Source organism: Streptomyces sp. NPDC059743 (assembly GCF_042732975.1).
Lineage (GTDB): Bacteria > Actinomycetota > Actinomycetes > Streptomycetales > Streptomycetaceae > Streptomyces.
The window spans coordinates 263,977-280,254 of sequence record NZ_JBHWGS010000011.1 but is presented as its reverse complement, the minus strand read 5'-3'; the positions used below and the strand labels follow the sequence as shown (position 1 = coordinate 280,254).

Here is a 16,278-nt window from a genome sequence, read left to right as displayed (position 1 = left end):
CGGCGTGCTCTTCGACGAGCTCGCCGAGGCTCAGTCTTCCCCCAGGCCCAGCCCCGTCTCCTTGCCGTAGGCCTCCAGAATCGCCGCGATGTCCTGCATCGTGACCTCGTGCCGCTCGAAACGGGCGAACTGCTGCTCTCCCAGGAGGAGTTCCAGCAGCCCGTCCACATCGTTGTCGTCGAGGCCGCGCAGCGTGCGCGCGGTTGTGCGGGTCAGTTCGGTCGGCAGTTGGAAGCTGTCGCCGTCCAGCTCGAAGGTCCAGTCCCGGCCGAGCGCCTCCAGGCGCTGGGCGCGGGCCGCGTTGACGTCGAATCCGGCCATGCCGTCCTCCCGATGGGTGAGTTGGGGCTTGAGGGATGCGTGGGGGCGGGGTGAGTAAGTGGGGGGCGAGGTAGGTGAGTGGGGGCGGGGTGGCGGGTGGGGAGCCCGCCACCCCGGGTGACGAGCCCGACCGGGCCGTCACAGAAGGCGGATCAGAAGGGTCACACGGCGGCGTACGCCTTGTCCTTCATGATCCACTTGGCCAGCTCACGGTCGGCGGACTCCGCCTCCAGCGCGGTGAAGGTGACGCCCAGCTTCACCGACCCGGTCCGTGTGAAGCCCATCTCCTCGGTCTCGGTGACCTGTCCGCGCGGCAGGATGAAGCGGTACACGGCGTCCGTGCCATCGGTGAACTCGATGCCCAGCGCCCGCTCGTCCTTGAGCGGGGTGCTCGGGATCAGGAACTCGTATGTGTCCACCACGGCGGTACCGCTGACCGAGGTCTGAGTGATGCTGGTCGCCGGGATGCCCATGAAGAAGGAGAGCGTGCTCTTGTTCATCTGGAGGAGCTGGAACTTCACGGTCAGGTCGCGGTCGGAGTAGATGAAGCGACCCGGGCTCGCCGACTGCCAGGTGTCGACCGGGTCGATCTTGTCCTTCTTGTTGAGCTTGATGCCGTCGACGGAGGTGTAACCCAGCTCCACCCAGCCGGCCGGCCAGGCGTCGTCGGACTTGGCCGGCGCGGTGGTGCCGGCGGGGGCCACCAGGACCCGGCCGGTACCGGCGACGCGGATTTCCTTGCCGTTGTTCGTAGCCATGCGAACTCCTTGTGTACGAAAGAGGGTTGAAGCTTTGGGCTCGGGCCCGGCACGAGTACGGGTACGGGTACGAACCGGCCGGCCGCGCCCAGAACGGACGGCTCAGCCGAGCCGGAGCAGCAGCCGGATCGTGGACCGGTAGCGGTTCGCCGCGAACCGCGTGTAGTCGGGCAGCCAGCGCGGCCCGTCGGCCTCGGAGACGTCCACGACGACCGCGCCGCCGTAGACGGTGTCGGTCAGCTCCAGCACACAGGCGCGGGCGGACAGTGCCACGGTGTGCGCCGTGGGCTTGTCCGGGCCGTACACCTCCAGATCGAGCAGCGGCTGGTCGAGATGCTGGTCGTCGACCCAGGCGCCGCCCATGTGCGAGACGAGGACGGCCTTCTGCGTCCCGTCGAACCCGGCGGGCGGGCGGCTGTCGACGGTGACACCGGTCAGCTCGGCCCGGTTCTTGAGGAAGTCGACGACGAGTTGCTCGGCGTCGGGAAAGGTCAGGATGGCCACATGGACGCTCCCTTCGGGGAGGTTCGAGAGGCGGGGCCGGAACTCCGGGAGTTCCGGGCAACACAAAGCGGCAGGTCCGTCGCCTCCCTGTGGGTAGGCGCAGCTCTGCCGCTGCTCCGAGTGTGACGCGGCCCGGCGGATCGTGCAACTGGCTTATGCCGGAGGGCTGTGCGGGTACGCGAAAAGGTCCCGCCGCAGTGTTTGCGACGGGACCCCGGTGTCGTGACCTCGGAGCGTCGTGACCTCAGCGTGGTACGGACGCTGATCGGCGGTGGACGAGGAGATCCGCAATGTACGCGTGGCCATACGCGTGGCCGCTGACGTTCACATGGACGGACGCGTAGACGTACACCTACACGTACGCGTGGGCGCTGCCGTACGGGAGGATCAGCGGCGTCCGTGGGCGCGGTGTGTCGTGCGCTCCGCCGCGAACACGTCCTCCAGGCGGTACAGCCGGCGCCGCCCCTGCGTGCCCGCCGGGCGCAGATGGCCCCGCTGCACCCACTTGCGGATCGTCGCGGGCGACACTCCCGCCTCGTCGGCGGCCAACTCGACGGTGATCAGAGGTGAATCCGTCATGCCTCCGTCTCCAGCACATGCCGGCACACGGGATTGACGCAGCGCACCTCGGCCCGCTCCGGAAACGCCCGCAGCGAGACGGAGTCGCACCTCGGGCACCGCCCCGGCAGCCGGACCATCTGCTCGGGGTCGCCCAGCGCCCGTGCGCACCGCGCCGCCATCCGCCGTGTCTCGTCCGCGACATGATCGGCGAGCACGGGGTCGTCCGCGATCCGTTCGAGCAGCCCGGCGATCCGCCGCAGCCGCACCGGCACGGGTGCCGGCGTGACCGCCCGCAGCCGGAGCCGCTCCCTTACGGCCTCCTCCAGTTCGACGACCCCGTCGGTGATGTCCCGTACCGCGTCCGACACATGCAGCCGCACGGGCAGCGTCGTACCTCCGACGGGTCCGCTTCCACGGCGCTCCCGCAGCCCCCCGTGAGCAGCGGGAGCCAGCTCGTCGACGAGATCCGGGAACCGGCGGACGAGCGAGGTGATCCAGACGGCCGCGCCTCCGGACTCGTGGCTCATCGGGCCACCTCCCGCAGTGCGAGAGCGTCCCGGGCGGCGTCACGTACGCCGTCCCGCTGCTGGTGCTGGTCCCGGTTCCGGTCTCGGTGCCGGCCCCGGCCCCGGCCCCGGTGCTGGCCCCGGTCTCCTGCGACCTCCCGCCCGTTACGCCACAACCGTCCCCCGCTCACGCCGTCGAACCAGGTGTGCGCGGGGTCGACCACGGCCTCGCACTCCCGCCGGATCGGGCACTGATTGCAGGCACGCAATACCGGCTCGGCCTCGGAGAGGATGCGGGTGAATACGGAGTGTTGTGACAGGTGGGCGCAGGCAGCGGCCAGACGCCAGTCCAGTTCGTCGGATGCCACGGGAAAACGCCAGGTTGTGGTGGTGACGGATGCGGTCGGCTGATTCGGCACGTGCAACCCCTCCCCATGTATGGGAACATACGTTCGACAATTGCGAACGCGCGATCAGAGTTGCATGGTGCGAGCGCGTGCGCAAGCGACTACGCTCCGAGGTCGATCCCGTCCGGGAGGTGTCAACAACGCCTGCAGCAGCCGTATATGCATCCGCTTTGCCAGATCTTCACAACTGCGCGCGAGCACGCACGCCCGCAGATGCGTGCGCGCTCGGTACTCTCTCCTCGCGACGAGGGGAGAGCCACCATATGGGTGCCAGCTCGTGGGCCAACGCCTACAACGGACAGGGCCATCGAGCCGACGGCGGCCGCGGCAAGGCCGATGGCCTGGAGGAATTCGCCGGCTGGATAGAGAGCCTGATGCGCCGGCGCGGCTATGACATCGACAGTCCGCGTGGCGGCGGCAAGTCCAAGCTCGCCGATGACGCGGGGGTCCACCGGGCGGCGGTCAGCCGGCTGTTGCAGCGGCAGAGCATGCCGGATCTGGAGACCATGCGTCGACTGGCGACGGTTCTGGCCGTTCCGTTGCGCGACATGCTGATTCGGTCCGGTCGGCTGTCGGCGGACGATCTGCCGCTCGACGCCGGGACCGGTGAAACCTCGACGGGCCCGATCGCGTCACTCGGTCCGGCGGAGGCGGCGCGGCTGCTGGGGGTGCCGTCGGAATTGCAGGACCTCTTCGTAAGGGTGGTGAGACAGTTCCTGCCGGAGGAACACAGCCGGGAATGACGCTTCGCCAGGCGGGTCGGAACAGCCGTGAAGGGGGTGTGCAGATGGGGCACGAGGGGGGAGAGCCATACGCGTGCGATCCGGATCCGCGTTCGGATCCGCATTCGCCGGATGACGAGGCGAGGTGCCTGGCCGACGGCGCGCCGGACGCCGTGGCGTACATCGTGGGCGGACTGCTCATCGAACTGGGCGAGAAGATCCGGCGGGCCGGTGCGGAGGGCGTCCGTATCCTCACCGACGACGAACTCCAGCGCGACCAGCTCGCCTGGTTCCGCGCGGGCTGGGCCGAACACACCCGCGCGACCTCCCCGGATCAGGCCGACCACACCGAACGCGCCGCCGGCCACCACCCCGACAGCGAGAACTTCCCGGTCCCGCCGCCCCGCCTCCTCCACTTCCCGAACCGCCGACCGGCCCCGGCCCCGACCGCGTCCCCGCCGCCGGACACACCCCGCCCGCACCACCCCGATGAGGCCCGGGAACACCACCAGCCGAACGAGTTACGCCTCCCCACGACGGGCGCGGGCGAGGCACAGGTACGGCACTTGATGCGGAGCCGCCAAAGCGAGGCCGGAAACGACCCGCCCGACGGCGAACCGGGCTGAAGACTCCCTACGCCATGCCCTTCCAGCGCTCGAACCACCCCGGAGTCACCACGCCAGGGCGGTCAGGCCACCGTGCTGGCCGGCTAAGCGTGATCGTCCAATGTCCAGAACTGCCTGTTCAAGGCACATCAAGCTGACGCAGGGTCCGCTCCACAACACCCCGTGCGACCACATCCGCTCACGCACCACTCACGCAAACTGCCGCTCCGATACGCCTCAGGAACGGCAGCCAGCTACGGCCCGGCCCAGTACCGGGTCGACACCATGCACAGCGGCCCCGACCGCCTGCTCAGCTACGGTGACGAACCGTTGTTCGTCACCGCGCTGTCGCTGGCACCGTTCGGGAGCGGAAGCCACGAGCCCGGACTGTACGTAGAAGAGGCCGGCTTCGCCCGCACCCTCGATCCGGCCGAAGTGAACGAGCTGGCCGACGCCCTGGTGGAACACGCCACGCAGTTGCGGGCCATGGCCCGGACGCCGGCAACGCTGCTCGCACGAGTCGACCGGTGAACACCCCGCCGCTGCCCGGGAAGGGCCTCTGCATCAAGATCGACGCCAAGCAGTTGAGCGATCCTCCGCTGTGCGGTCCGCATGCACCGGACGTCGTGAGCCCTGCCCTGCGGGCGGGCGGCGCCATGTGTCGGATACGGCCTGGTAGGTGGGTGGGTCAGTCTGCCAGGGCCGCGCCGAAGTACGGGCGGGCGCCCAGGCCCAGGGACTGGGCGGTGAGCAGGGTGGAGCCGGTGCCTGTGGGGCCGGACGCCGTGCCCGGGAGGAGGTGGAGGCGGCCCTTCTGGTTGGCCGTGGCGATCAGTTCGGCGCGTCCGTCGTGGTTGAAGTCGCGCAGGAGGACTGACGATCCCAGCCAGGAGTCGTTCGCTTCGGAGGGTTCGCCTTCGATGCCGGGTGTGCGGACGTCGTACTGGCGGGAGTTCTTGCCGGTGAGGCCGCTCTTGCCGCCGCGCAGGAGGGTGACCGCGCCGCCCCGGAAGAGATTGTTGCCGAGCACCTGGCCGGGTACGCCCACCGCGAGGTCCGGGTAGCCGTCGCCGTTCGTGTCCGCGGCCGACACGTCGTACCCGAAGAAATCGGTTGATTCGGGCGTGCCCGGGACACCGGTGGTGGCTTGGCTGATCGAGGTGACCGTGGTGCTGAGGCCGACCGAGGTGCCCTTGAGGATGTGTACGGCGCCGCCCTTGCCCGAGCGGTGGACGCCGACCGCGAGGTCGCCGTAGCCGTCCTTGTTGAAGTCGGCGATCGTGGCGCTCGGGTGGGCGATGTCGCTTGAGCTGGGCAGGCCGGTCTTGCGCGGCGGCGTGGCGGGACCTCCGGAACGGCCGCGGTAGAACCAGACGCGGTTGGTGCGGGTGGCCGCGTCCCAGCCGAGGACCGCGAAGTCGGCGGTGCTGTCCTTGGTGACCGTGCCGGAGACCACGAGTTCCGGCTTGATGTCCTCGCCGTCGACCGGGTCGAGGTTGGTGGCCGTACCTCGCGAGCCGGTCTTGGTGAACGGGCCGCGTACGACGTAGACGTAGTCGTCGGTGATCGCGACGACGTCCTGCTTGCCGTCGGCGGTGAAGTCGCCGACGGCGATGTCCTTGGCGAAGCCGCAGTCCTTGCAGCCCGGGCTCTTGAACGACGTCCCGTTGGTCAGGCCCGCCTTGGAGCCCCACAGGATGGTGAAGGTGCCGTGGTAGGCGCCGTCGTCCTCGCCGGGGGCGGTGACGACGAGGTCACCGTAACCGTCCTTGTTCATGTCGGCCGCGGTGACTTTCGTGCCGAAGAAGTCGTTCGTCTCGGCGGTGCCCGCGATGTACGGGCTGTTCTGCGTGATCACCGAGCGCTTGGCGGGGGCGGGGCCGTGGGCGGTACCCCAGACGACCACGACGGCGCCCGCCTGCTTCTTGCCGCCCACCGTGGCGGTGCTGTCGCCGAAGACGAGGTCGCGGTGGCCGTCACCGTTGAAGTCGTCCGCGAACTTCGCGGTGGCAGCGGTCACCGGCGTGGCCAGCACCAGCGGGGTGAGGCCGGAGGCGAGGAGGCCGGCAGCCAGCAGGAACGTGCGCTTGTACAAGGTGTCTCCAACGGTCGGGGCGGACCTCGGGAACCCGGGAACCCGGTGTCGCGATCAGGAGACCCTCGGAAAACGGCGAAGGTTGTAGAGGGGTTCGGTGAACATTTGAGGTTCCAGTGACGGCTCCGACGGCTCCGACGGACAGAAGCCCATGTCCACGTCATCACCGCCGGACAGCGCGGGCACTCGCTGCGGTTCAAGGCCGTCCTGGGCCGCGTCAGGGTGCCCCGGCTGGGGCGGGGCAAGCCGCGCACCAGGCCGAGGCAGGTGCGCGGCGACAAGGCGTACGCCCCCCGCGAGAATCGCGCCTACCTGCGCAAACGTGGCATCCGCTGCACCATCCCGGGCAAGGCCGACCAGGCCCGCAACCGCCCGCGACCGGAAGAAGCTCGGCTCCTGCGGCGGCCGTCCGCCGAAGCTCGACCTGGAGGACTACAAGGCCCGGCACGCGGTCGAGTACGGCATCAGTCGCCTCAACAGGCACCGCGCCGTGGCCACGAGGGATGACAAGCTCGCGGTCCGATACGAGGCAACCGTCCTGATCGCGGCCATCAATGAGTGGCCATGACCCACAGCCCTCATTCAGCGGGGTCCACGTTCCACACCTCGGGCAGATCGCTGCCGCAGAAGACGCAGACGAAGTCGTCTTCGCGCACGATGTTGCACTCCTGACAGTCAGGGCAGCGCCGGAACACCACCCCGTAGGTGAAGCTGGACGGGCGCCCGAGCCCTACGCGATCCAGAGCCTGGGCAACCACTGACCACGAGCTGACGTCCGGGCAATACCCGGTCGAGTGGTTGCTGACGTCGCCCACTACCCATCGACCGGCCTCGCGGATGAAGCCGATCTCGCCGGCGCTCAGGACCAATCCTCCGCCGGCGCAGACCACATGCTCGCTTCGCCGTGGCGCGAGCCGCAGCACGCCGTTTGTATCGACCACGAAGGTGAACGGCTCGGCCAGCTCCGCCGATCGCTCCGCGATCCAGCCGCCGAAGTCAGCCGCCGAGCGGATCTGGAAACCGTCATTGCCAGGCCGGATCGCAGCTTTCAAATCGGCCGGTCCCACATACCGATAACTCCGCCCCCGTACGCTCACGCGAGCCAACCTAGAACACTTCCGATCCACGCCCTAGGCGTCAAGCGCCCGCCGGTACAGGCATCTCCGTGTCGGCCTGGAACGCGTATACGTGTATCGGATCAAGGTGCAGTTCGTGCGGGCCCATGCAGTCGGCAGCGAGAGTAGCGACGAGCGTGCCGCAGGTGCATGCCATGTTGCGGCCTCCGGTTCCGAGCGGCCCGCAGCATCCCTGGTGGATGCCCAAGCCTGCGGTCAACTGCAGGTTGGGCACGTCATCCGGGCGCACGATCACGGAGTTGCTGGGTCCTGCGGAGACCATCCCGGTCATACCGGGCGGCATGAGAAGGGCGCGCCTCCCGGCCCCGCGCCCTCCGTCGCTGCCGCCGAGCTCGAAGGGAGCACCCCACGGGTCCTCAGCGAAAAGCGGGCGGTCCTCCTCAGTGGTCAGAACCTGATCAGCGCCTGGCGCAGAGGAGCTAGCAACCCTGCCGCGTAGCCCGCATGAGCCCGGAAACGACGGAGCGCCCCTGCCCATCGGGACCGGGCGGGGCGCTTCGTAGCAGGTCAGGGGCGTAAGCCCGCCCTGCTTGTGGTAGGCCGTGTGGGACTCGAACCCACAACCAACGGATTAAAAGTCCGCTGCTCTGCCAATTGAGCTAACGGCCCTCGGCACAACACATACGAGCATAGCCCGCCGGGGGCGGTGCGCCGATCGGGTATCGGGTCGTGGGGATGTCGCGCGGCGGTGGGGTGGCGGGAAGGGGGCGGAAGGGGGGTGGGACGGGGCAGGGCCCGTGATCCACCTTGGGGGTGGGGCACGGGCCCTGGTGGGGCGTCAGATCGGGTGATGGTCAGCCGTTGCGCTTCCAGCGCGGCTTGTCGTCGCGGCGGCCGAAGGAGCCGGTGCCGGTGCCGGTGGAGCCGCCGCGGTGGTCGTCGCGGCGGACGGCCGGGCGGTCGTGGGCGCCGGCGCGGAAGCCGCCGCCCGCCGGGCGGTCGTCGCGGCGGTCACGGTTGAACGGACGGTCGCTGGGAGCGCGGTGGTCGCGGCGCTCGAAGGAGCGGCCACCACGGTCGTCCCGGCGCTCGCCGCCACGGTCGTCACGACGCTCGCCACGGTCACGGTTGAAGCCGCCGCCCGCCGGGCGGTCGTCGCGGCGCTGGAACCCACCACGGTCGCCGCCACGGTCGCCACCGCGGTCGGCACTCCGGTCGTCACGGCGCTGGAAGCCGCCACGGTCGTTCTCCCTGCGGTCGTCGCGGCGGAAGCCGCCACGGTCACCGCCGCGGTCGTCCCGGCGGTCGTCGCGACGCTGGAACCCACCGCGATCACCGCCGCGGTCACCACCCCGGTCGCCGCCACGGTCGTCACGACGCTGGAAGCCGGCGCGGTCACCACGGTCGCCACCGCGCTCACCGCCACGGTCGTCGCGCGGCGTGTAGCCCCGCGCGCCGCCTCGGCCGCTGCGCTCGCCACGGTCGTCGCGACGCCCGAAGTTCCCCCGGTCGTCGCGGCTGTCCCTGCGCTCCTCGCGCTGCGCCGGTACGGCGGCAGCCGCAGCCGCCGCTTCCTCCACCGCACGCTCGGCCTCGGCGGCCACCTCGGCCACCGCCGCCTCCGGGTCCTCGCCCCGCTCACGCGCCGCGCGGGCGACCAGCCGGTCGGCCTCGTCGCGCAGTTCGGCGGCACGGCGCTGAAGACGTTCGAGCTGCTTGGTCAGTTCGGAGACCTCGCGCTCGGCCTGCTTGGCCGCGTTGTTCGCCGAGTCCGCCTGGACCTCCGTGAGCGAACGCGCTCCGGTGATCTCGGCGACCTCCGGGTCGAACGCGCCCGCTCCGCCGACCATGTGGCGCGAGGCGTCCACGCCCGCGTCCTCCATCAGCCGGAAGATCTGGCGCCGCTGGTGCGGCAGCGCCAGCGAGACGACGACACCGGACTTGCCGGCCCGCGCCGTACGGCCCGAGCGGTGCAGATAGTCCTTGTGGTCCCCGGCCGGGTCCACGTTCAGTACGAGGTCGATGCCGTCCACATGGATACCGCGGGCGGCGACGTCGGTGGCGACCAGCGCGTTGACGTAACCGTCCTTGAAGTCCGACAGCGTGCGGGTACGGGCGCCCTGCGTCATACCGCCGTGCAGCGCGTCCGCCTTCACGCCCGACTCGCGCAGCTGCTCCGCGATCCGGTCGGCGCCGAGCTGCGTCCGTACGAAGATGATCGTGCGGCCCTTGCGCGCGGCGATCGCCGCGGTCACCGGGGCCTTGTCCTTCGGCTTCACCACGAGCACGTGGTGCGTCATGGTCGTGACATTGCCCTGGGCGCTGTCGACCTCGTGGCTGACCGGGCTGGTCAGATAGCGCTTGACCAGCGTGCTGATCTCGTTCTCCATGGTGGCGGAGAAGAGCATCCGCTGGCCGCCCGCCGGCACCAGGTCGAGCAGCTCGGTGACCTCGGGCAGGAAGCCCAGGTCGGACATCTGGTCGGCCTCGTCGAGGATCGCGATCTGGACCTTCTCCAGCGAGCAGGCACCGCGGTTGATGATGTCGCGCAGCCGGCCCGGAGTGGCGACGAGGATGTCGACACCGCGCTCCAGGGCGTAGATCTGGTTGCCCATCGACGTACCGCCGCAGACGACCTTCATCTTCAGGCCGAGCACATCGCCGTACGGCTGGAGCGCGTCCGCGACCTGCATCGCCAGCTCGCGCGTCGGAGTGAGGATGATGCCGCGCGGCTTCTTCTTCTCGGTGTGGCCGCCGGCCAGCGTGGCCAGCAGCGGCAGACCGAAGGAGAGAGTCTTGCCGGAACCGGTACGGCCACGGCCCAGGATGTCCTTGCCGTCCAGGGCGTCCGGAATGGTCGCGGCCTGGATCGGGAAGGGAGCGATGACACCGTTCTGGGTGAGCTTACGGACGATGCCCTCGGGCAGGCCCAGGTCACCGAACGTCAGGCCCGGGGCCTCGTCGGAGTCCGAGGCGTCGGAGGAGTCCGAGGCGTCGGAGAAGGAAGAGTCGGCGTCGGCGTCGGAGGACTCGGCCGCATCGAAGGACTCGATCGCGCCGGACACCTCAGACGTACCGGACGCACCAGAGGTGTCAGAGATCTCAGCGACCTCGGACGTGCCAGACGTCTCGGACGCCGAGGACGCCACTGAGGCCTCGTCAATCCCCACGGACTCGGCGGACTTGGTCGTGTCGGCGGCCACTGCGGCCTCCGGACCCTCGACGGTCTCCACCGGCTCGGTGGACTCGTGCTCGGGCATGACGGTGTGGTCAGTACTGGAAATGGACATGCGAAATGCGAAACCTTCCGGAGTCTCGGCACGCGCCCAAACTCCGTGATTCGCAAATCGACCGCCTCAATGCGGTCAGCCACGGCAAGGGAGAGTACGCGCCACGTGGCGCTCTTCTGTGTCGGCGCCAGGCAATGATCAAACGATCTACTACCATACGCACCCACCCCCCTCCAAGGCAAACCGCCACCGCGGCGACCTCGGTCACACCGGTCCCATCTGCGGCGATGCCATCGACTCCGTCCGCATCCCCTTCCCGTTTCCGTTCCCCTTCCCCGACGTCTTCCCACTCCCGGACGTCTTCCCGGATCCAGGCCCGAGCCCGGCGCCCATGGCTGTCCCTCCTCCCGGCCCGGACATCTCCCCGGCCGATGTCAAGCTCGTACGCATGTCCGCCGCCGGTGACGCGGACGGCGACTCCTGTGGCTTCGTCGGCTCCGGCTCGGGCTCCGGTGCCGGGTCGGGGCTCTGTGCCGGCGGCTGGCTGAGGGAGGGCGCCGGGCGCGTGGGCTCCTTGGACGGTACGGACTCGCTCCCGGGCGGAGTCGGCTTCTTCCCGGGCTGCGGTCGCTCGCCCTTCGAGGGCTTGGGCGAGGGAGTGTCGGCGGAGCTGGGGCTCGGCGACGCGCCCTTGTCCCTGCCGCCCTTCCCGCCGCCGACGCCCTCCGCGCCGCCCTCGTCCGTACGTCCCTGCCAGGCGTGCGGCGCCCCGGGGCCCGAGCCCGTACCACCGTCGGGCTCGGCCGCAGAACCCTGGCGGTCCGCGGAACGCGACGGCGCGGGCTTTCCCTCGTCCTCACCGACGCTCATACAGCCCGCGGACGCCGCGACCGCCAGTGAGGTGACGATCCAGACGGCGAAACGGCCTGGGGCGGACATGGCGGACAACTGGCGCACGGGCGGCACCTCCGGGGCACAGGAATGGGCTCCTCCGCCGACGGCGGAGGTTTCCCTGCCCAACTTCCTTTTCCCCGCCGGGGACACGCCCGGAGCGCGTTCAGGCCGGGTGTGTGACGCGTTCGCGCCGGTCCATGTCCTCTCGCCCAGAGTCCTCCCACTCAGATCCAGCAGACCCAGCAGACCCAGCAGGTCCAACAGATCCAGCAGGTGACCGGAGCGGCCTCAGGAGAAGACGACGGAACGGAGCAGGAGGCGGCTGCTCGCCGATCCGCCCGGCCGCAGGGTGTAGTAATCCCCGTCACAGTCAGGGCCCGTGAAGACCGTGGCGGTGGAGGAAGTGCGGTTACGGGGCGAGTGCGCCGGCGGTACGTACTCCCCGGCCACCTCCGGCAGCGTGACGCACTCCCGGCTCCCCGGATTCACCAGCATGCCGGTCGTCGGGCCGCCGTTCATACCGGTGAACACATAGCGGAACTCGCCCTGGGCGGCGGCCGCCGAGCCGGGTACGGCGGCGAGCAGCGCGAGCACGCCCGCGGCGGCGACCAGGGTGGTACGAAGGCGCGTGGAAGGACGCATGGGAGGACGCATGGGAGAAGACCCTTCTTTCCCCGGCTCTTTCTCCGGGCGTTACAGGTGATTTGACCTTCCGGAAGCTGCCCAGGCGTTTCGGCGGATAGGCGTCGCATCACTCGAAAGTGGACACAGAAACGTTCCACTTCCTCTCTGCACACGCCCCACCGGAACGGCCGGTCATCACGGACAATGACCATGTGCTGGAGATGACGCGCGAGACGTTCGAAGAACTGGTCGGCCAGGCCCTCGATCAGATCCCCCCGGAGCTGACACGGGTCATGGACAACGTGGCCGTCTTCGTCGAGGACGAGCCCGATCCGTCCGACCCCGAACTGCTGGGGCTGTACGAAGGGACACCGCTCACGGACCGGGGCGAGTGGTACGCGGGAGTCCTGCCCGACCGCATCTCGATCTATATGGGCCCGACCCTGCGCTACTGCGAGAGCCCGGAGGACGTGGTCCACGAAGTCTCCGTGACCGTCGTCCATGAGATCGCCCATCACTTCGGCATCGACGACGAGCGGCTGCACGAACTGGGCTGGGGCTGAGCGCGGCTGGGGCTGAGCGCGGCTCGGGCCGAGCACAGCCGACGCCGAGCGCGTACAGGCCTCCTGCACACAACAGGAGCACCACGCGCGCCGCCATCACCCCAGCGACCACAAGCACCAAGAACCTCAAGGCACCAAGAACCTCAAGAGCCCCACAAGGACCAAAGGACTACGCACGATGGCGTAGCGCAGGCATGGTCACCCGTCACTTCGGGCATACGGGCCCAATGGCCCGTGATGTACTGCGTTTCCCGTTCCGTGCCACACGTACCCGCATCCTGGGCCATCTCCACTCCCGCCGGGAAGGGCCCACCAGCGCGCTGGTCCACTCACCGCACCCGTATGCCCGCGCCCTCGGTCTGATCACCGTCGTGGTGCTGGGCGCGTGGCTCGGGCTGCTGGTCGTCGGCAGCGTACGGACGCCCGTCGGCCCGATGGACACGCGGATGACGCTGCGGCCGTCCCTCACCGGCGGCACCAAGATCAATGTCTCGCCGCTCGGCGCGCTGGAGATGAAGACGCACACGGCGCCCATCCGTCTCGACGTGGATGTGGACCAGCTCGATCCCGTACGCTCCACCGCGCTCGTCGAGCATCCCGAACGACTCTCAGGACTCCAGGACGAGGTCACCCACGATGTCGCGGACGGCACCACGGAGCTGGCCGTACGCTCCTGTGCCGCCGTCGTCTCCGGCGCGACCGCCCTCGGGCTCGCCGTCTACCGCCGTCCGCGCCGCGCACTCGCCGCCGGCGGGCTCGCGCTCGCGCTGCTGGCCGCCTCCGGCGTCGGCGCGTACGCCACCTGGAACCCCAAGTCGGTGCTGGAGCCCAAGTTCTCCGGACTGCTCTCCTCCGCTCCTCAGGTCGTCGGCAGCGCCCGCTCGATCGTGACCGATTTCGACGTCTATCAGAAGGAGTTGGCGCGGCTGGTCACCAATGTGACCAAGCTGTACGACGCGACCTCGACGCTGCCCACCTACCAGCCGGATCCGGCGACCTTGCGGGTGCTGCATGTCTCCGACATCCATCTCAATCCGGCGTCCTGGCACATCATCGGCTCGCTCGTGGAGCAGTACGGGATCGATGTGATCATCGACTCCGGTGACACCATGGACCACGGCGCCTCCGCCGAGAACACCTTCCTCGATCCGATCGCCGATCTCGGCGTCCCTTATGTCTGGGTACGCGGGAACCATGACTCGGAGATCACCCAGAAGTACCTCCGGCGCATGAAGAACGTCCGTGTCCTGGACAAGGGCCGGGCGGTGACCGTCGCCGGGCTCCGGGTGGCGGGCATGGGCGATCCGCAGTTCACGCCGGACCGTTCCACGGAGGCGGGAGGCGACCCGGCGGAGCGCATGGCCGGCATCCAGTTCGCCTCGGCCCTGCGCGACCACACGGCGGCCGGCAGGCCCGCACATATCGCGGTCACCCACAACCCGATGGCGGCGCGGGAGACCGACGGGCTCGTCCCGCTCGTGCTGTCCGGCCATGTCCACCACCGCGAGACCGAGGTGATGGCGCACGGCACCCGGCTGAAGATCGAGGGATCGACGGGCGGCGGCGGGCTGCGCGCCGTACAGAACGACGAGCCGGAGAAGGTACGCACCTCCGTGCTCTATCTGGACCGGACGACCAAGCGGCTCCAGGCGTGGGACGAAATCACTCTCGGCGGTCTCGGACTGACGACGGCGGAGGTCAGCCGCCATCTTCCTAAGGAGGCGGGCACACCGGGCGCGAGCCCATCACCGGGAGCAAGCCAGTCGGGCAGTCCGAGCCCGTCATCGGATACCCCGGGAACCACCGGCCCGTCGGAGAGCCCGAGCCCGTCGGGCGGCCCTTCGGGAAGCCCGAGTCCGACGAGGAGCACCAGGCTTACGGGACCGCCTCCGGGCACCCGTACCGCCTCACCCTCACGCTCACCTTCAGGAATTCCGGCAGGCGCACCCGCACCGGCCCCCGCGCCTGCCCCGTAAACCGTTTTGGCGATAGCTCCTGCCATCCCATATGCTTCTCCCGTCCCCGACGCGCTGCAAAGCGCCCAGGCGGGCCCTTAGCCCTCATCGTCTAGTGGCCCAGGACGCCGCCCTTTCAAGGCGGTAGCACGGGTTCGAATCCCGTTGGGGGCACGTACGAACACCCCACGTTTCGGTTGTCTCGGCATGAGGCAGCCGGGACGCGGACGGTATCGTCTCTTCGTTTTCCTTCTGCTTTCCTTCCGCCCGAATACGGGCTTCTCCCTCCGTCCTGACGTTCCGGTCGCGGATGCGGGGCGAGGCGATCGGCGCGACGATGTTGTGGGTACGCCGCGCCGCTCCTCTCGCGGATGGAGGCACCCACGATGCCGTCCCTGCTCAAGCGCCCGCCTCTCGGGCGCCCGCCGCTCAGCCGTCCCTCCATCGCGGGCCTGTCGGCCGTGGTCACCGGTGGTTCACGAGGTCTGGGACTCCTGCTCGCCGAACAGCTCGCCGTCCGGCACTGCGATGTCACCATCGTGGCCCGGGACGAACGAGAACTGGCGCGGGCCGAGGCCCTGGTGCGCCGGCCGCCCGGTGTGCGGATACGTACCGCCGTGTGCGACGTACGGGACAGGGAGGCGGTACGGAGGCTGATGCGCGACACCGCCCTGGCCTGCGGCGGTATCGACATCGTCATCGCCAACGCGGGCATCATCCAGGTCGCGCCCGTCGACGCGATCGGCGCCGAGGAGTTCGAGGGCGCGCTGGACAGCATCTTCATGGGCGCGCTGCACACCTCGCTGGAGGCGCTGCCGTATCTGCGCCGCAGCCCGGCGGGCGGCAGGCTGGCCCTGATCGGTTCGGTCGGCGGTCTGCTCGCGGTGCCGCACATGCTCCCGTACTCCTGTGCGAAAGCGGCGGTCGGAGCGCTGGCCGAAGGGCTGCACGCCGAAGCGGCCCGCGACGGCGTGAGTGTCACCGCCGTACATCCCGGGCTGATGCGTACGGGTTCCCATCTGCACGCCACCTTCGGCGGCGACCAGGTGGGAGAGTTCGCGTGGTTCTCCGCCATCGCGGGCGCGCCGGTGGTGTCGATGGGCGCCCGGCGCGCGGCCGATCTGATCGTCACGGGCGTGCAGCGACGGCGTATCCGGATCGTGCTCACACCGGCCGCCCGCGCGGCGAGCCTTGCCCATGGTCTCGCCCCGGCGCTCACCACGCGTATGACCACACTGGCCGCCCGCGGACTGCCCGACGCCAAGCCCGCATCGGACGCTGCTGCCGCCGGCACCGCCACCGGCACTTCGGGTTCGGGCGGCACGCGCGGGCTGCGCGAAGGCGCGTCCGTAAGGCCGCCGGCCCATCTCCTCACCCGCAGACTGCGTGCCTGGGGCAGCGCCCTGAACGACCGGATGACGGGGACGTGCAACCAGCGCCCGGCTTAACACCGCCCA

At 69.8% G+C, this 16,278-nt stretch carries 17 protein-coding genes and 2 tRNA genes; 9 read left to right on the top strand and 10 right to left on the bottom strand.

The window, feature by feature from the left end:
- Positions 1-30 precede the first annotated feature (30 nt).
- From ACFV6H_RS21405 to ACFV6H_RS21385, 5 genes are all read right to left on the bottom strand, one after another.
- The gene (locus tag ACFV6H_RS21405) at positions 31-321 is read right to left on the bottom strand and encodes a hypothetical protein (protein ID WP_384780412.1); all 291 of its coding nucleotides are present in this window, start codon (positions 319-321) and stop codon (positions 31-33) included.
- A gap of 161 nt (positions 322-482) precedes the next feature.
- Entirely contained in the window at positions 483-1,079 is a 597-nt protein-coding gene (locus ACFV6H_RS21400; RefSeq protein ID WP_384986182.1) for a phage tail protein, read from the bottom strand.
- 102 nt (positions 1,080-1,181) lie between these two features.
- A complete protein-coding gene (locus ACFV6H_RS21395; RefSeq protein WP_385544326.1) occupies positions 1,182-1,583 on the bottom strand; it encodes a hypothetical protein in 402 nt (133 codons plus the stop codon).
- A 387-nt stretch (positions 1,584-1,970) separates the two neighbouring features.
- Positions 1,971-2,162 (bottom strand): helix-turn-helix domain-containing protein, encoded by a 192-nt coding sequence (locus ACFV6H_RS21390; protein WP_066956375.1) that lies wholly within the window; start codon positions 2,160-2,162, stop codon positions 1,971-1,973.
- Positions 2,159-2,671 (bottom strand): hypothetical protein, encoded by a 513-nt coding sequence (locus ACFV6H_RS21385; protein WP_384986184.1) that lies wholly within the window; start codon positions 2,669-2,671, stop codon positions 2,159-2,161. The genes ACFV6H_RS21390 and ACFV6H_RS21385 overlap by 4 nt, the downstream gene beginning before the upstream one ends.
- A gap of 760 nt (positions 2,672-3,431) precedes the next feature.
- Between ACFV6H_RS21385 and ACFV6H_RS21380 the strand changes: the two genes are divergently transcribed.
- The 3 genes from ACFV6H_RS21380 to ACFV6H_RS21370 all read left to right on the top strand — a co-directional run bounded on the left by ACFV6H_RS21380 (position 3,432) and on the right by ACFV6H_RS21370 (position 4,915).
- Positions 3,432-3,800, top strand: a complete 369-nt coding sequence (locus tag ACFV6H_RS21380) for a helix-turn-helix domain-containing protein (RefSeq protein ID WP_384780579.1) — start codon at positions 3,432-3,434, stop codon at positions 3,798-3,800.
- A 44-nt stretch (positions 3,801-3,844) separates the two neighbouring features.
- Positions 3,845-4,405 (top strand): hypothetical protein, encoded by a 561-nt coding sequence (locus tag ACFV6H_RS21375; protein WP_385544322.1) that lies wholly within the window; start codon positions 3,845-3,847, stop codon positions 4,403-4,405.
- Between the two features lie 162 nt (positions 4,406-4,567).
- Complete coding sequence (locus ACFV6H_RS21370; protein WP_385544319.1) at positions 4,568-4,915, top strand: DUF6907 domain-containing protein; 348 nt, start codon at positions 4,568-4,570, stop codon at positions 4,913-4,915.
- Between the two features lie 157 nt (positions 4,916-5,072).
- On the opposite strand, the gene ACFV6H_RS21365 is transcribed toward ACFV6H_RS21370, so the two are convergent.
- Positions 5,073-6,479: an integrin-like protein gene (locus tag ACFV6H_RS21365; RefSeq protein WP_385544316.1), complete on the bottom strand. Its 1,407-nt coding sequence runs from the start codon at positions 6,477-6,479 to the stop codon at positions 5,073-5,075.
- Positions 6,480-6,801: 322 nt separating this feature from the next.
- Between ACFV6H_RS21365 and ACFV6H_RS21360 the strand changes: the two genes are divergently transcribed.
- A complete protein-coding gene (locus ACFV6H_RS21360; protein WP_385544313.1) occupies positions 6,802-7,047 on the top strand; it encodes a hypothetical protein in 246 nt (81 codons plus the stop codon).
- Positions 7,048-7,057: 10 nt separating this feature from the next.
- Here ACFV6H_RS21360 and ACFV6H_RS21355 read toward each other — a convergent pair whose 3' ends face one another.
- From ACFV6H_RS21355 to ACFV6H_RS21345, 3 genes are all read right to left on the bottom strand, one after another.
- On the bottom strand, positions 7,058-7,576 hold the full coding sequence (locus ACFV6H_RS21355; protein ID WP_385544310.1) for a hypothetical protein: 519 nt from the start codon (positions 7,574-7,576) through the stop codon (positions 7,058-7,060).
- 572 nt (positions 7,577-8,148) lie between these two features.
- Positions 8,149-8,224: transfer RNA gene (locus ACFV6H_RS21350), tRNA-Lys, on the bottom strand.
- Positions 8,225-8,409: 185 nt separating this feature from the next.
- Positions 8,410-10,845, bottom strand: a complete 2,436-nt coding sequence (locus ACFV6H_RS21345) for a DEAD/DEAH box helicase (RefSeq protein ID WP_385544307.1) — start codon at positions 10,843-10,845, stop codon at positions 8,410-8,412.
- A gap of 331 nt (positions 10,846-11,176) precedes the next feature.
- On the opposite strand from ACFV6H_RS21345, the gene ACFV6H_RS21340 reads away from it, so the two are divergent.
- Positions 11,177-11,956, top strand: coding sequence for a hypothetical protein (locus tag ACFV6H_RS21340; RefSeq protein ID WP_385544304.1), 780 nt, complete (start codon positions 11,177-11,179; stop codon positions 11,954-11,956).
- Between the two features lie 11 nt (positions 11,957-11,967).
- On the opposite strand, the gene ACFV6H_RS21335 is transcribed toward ACFV6H_RS21340, so the two are convergent.
- The gene (locus ACFV6H_RS21335; RefSeq protein ID WP_385544301.1) at positions 11,968-12,321 is read right to left on the bottom strand and encodes a hypothetical protein; all 354 of its coding nucleotides are present in this window, start codon (positions 12,319-12,321) and stop codon (positions 11,968-11,970) included.
- Positions 12,322-12,515: 194 nt separating this feature from the next.
- Here ACFV6H_RS21335 and ACFV6H_RS21330 point away from each other — a divergent pair, with 194 nt between their 5' ends.
- The 4 genes from ACFV6H_RS21330 (at position 12,516) to ACFV6H_RS21315 (ending at position 16,269) form a co-directional block, all read left to right on the top strand.
- Positions 12,516-12,866, top strand: a complete 351-nt coding sequence (locus tag ACFV6H_RS21330; protein WP_093594234.1) for a metallopeptidase family protein — start codon at positions 12,516-12,518, stop codon at positions 12,864-12,866.
- A gap of 227 nt (positions 12,867-13,093) precedes the next feature.
- Positions 13,094-14,842, top strand: a complete 1,749-nt coding sequence (locus tag ACFV6H_RS21325; protein WP_385544298.1) for a metallophosphoesterase — start codon at positions 13,094-13,096, stop codon at positions 14,840-14,842.
- 80 nt (positions 14,843-14,922) lie between these two features.
- A tRNA-Glu gene (locus ACFV6H_RS21320) sits at positions 14,923-14,995 on the top strand.
- 197 nt (positions 14,996-15,192) lie between these two features.
- Positions 15,193-16,269 carry an SDR family NAD(P)-dependent oxidoreductase gene (locus ACFV6H_RS21315; RefSeq protein WP_385544295.1) on the top strand — a complete coding sequence of 359 codons (1,077 nt, stop codon included), beginning with the start codon at positions 15,193-15,195 and terminating at the stop codon, positions 16,267-16,269.
- The last annotated feature ends 9 nt before the right edge of the window (positions 16,270-16,278 follow it).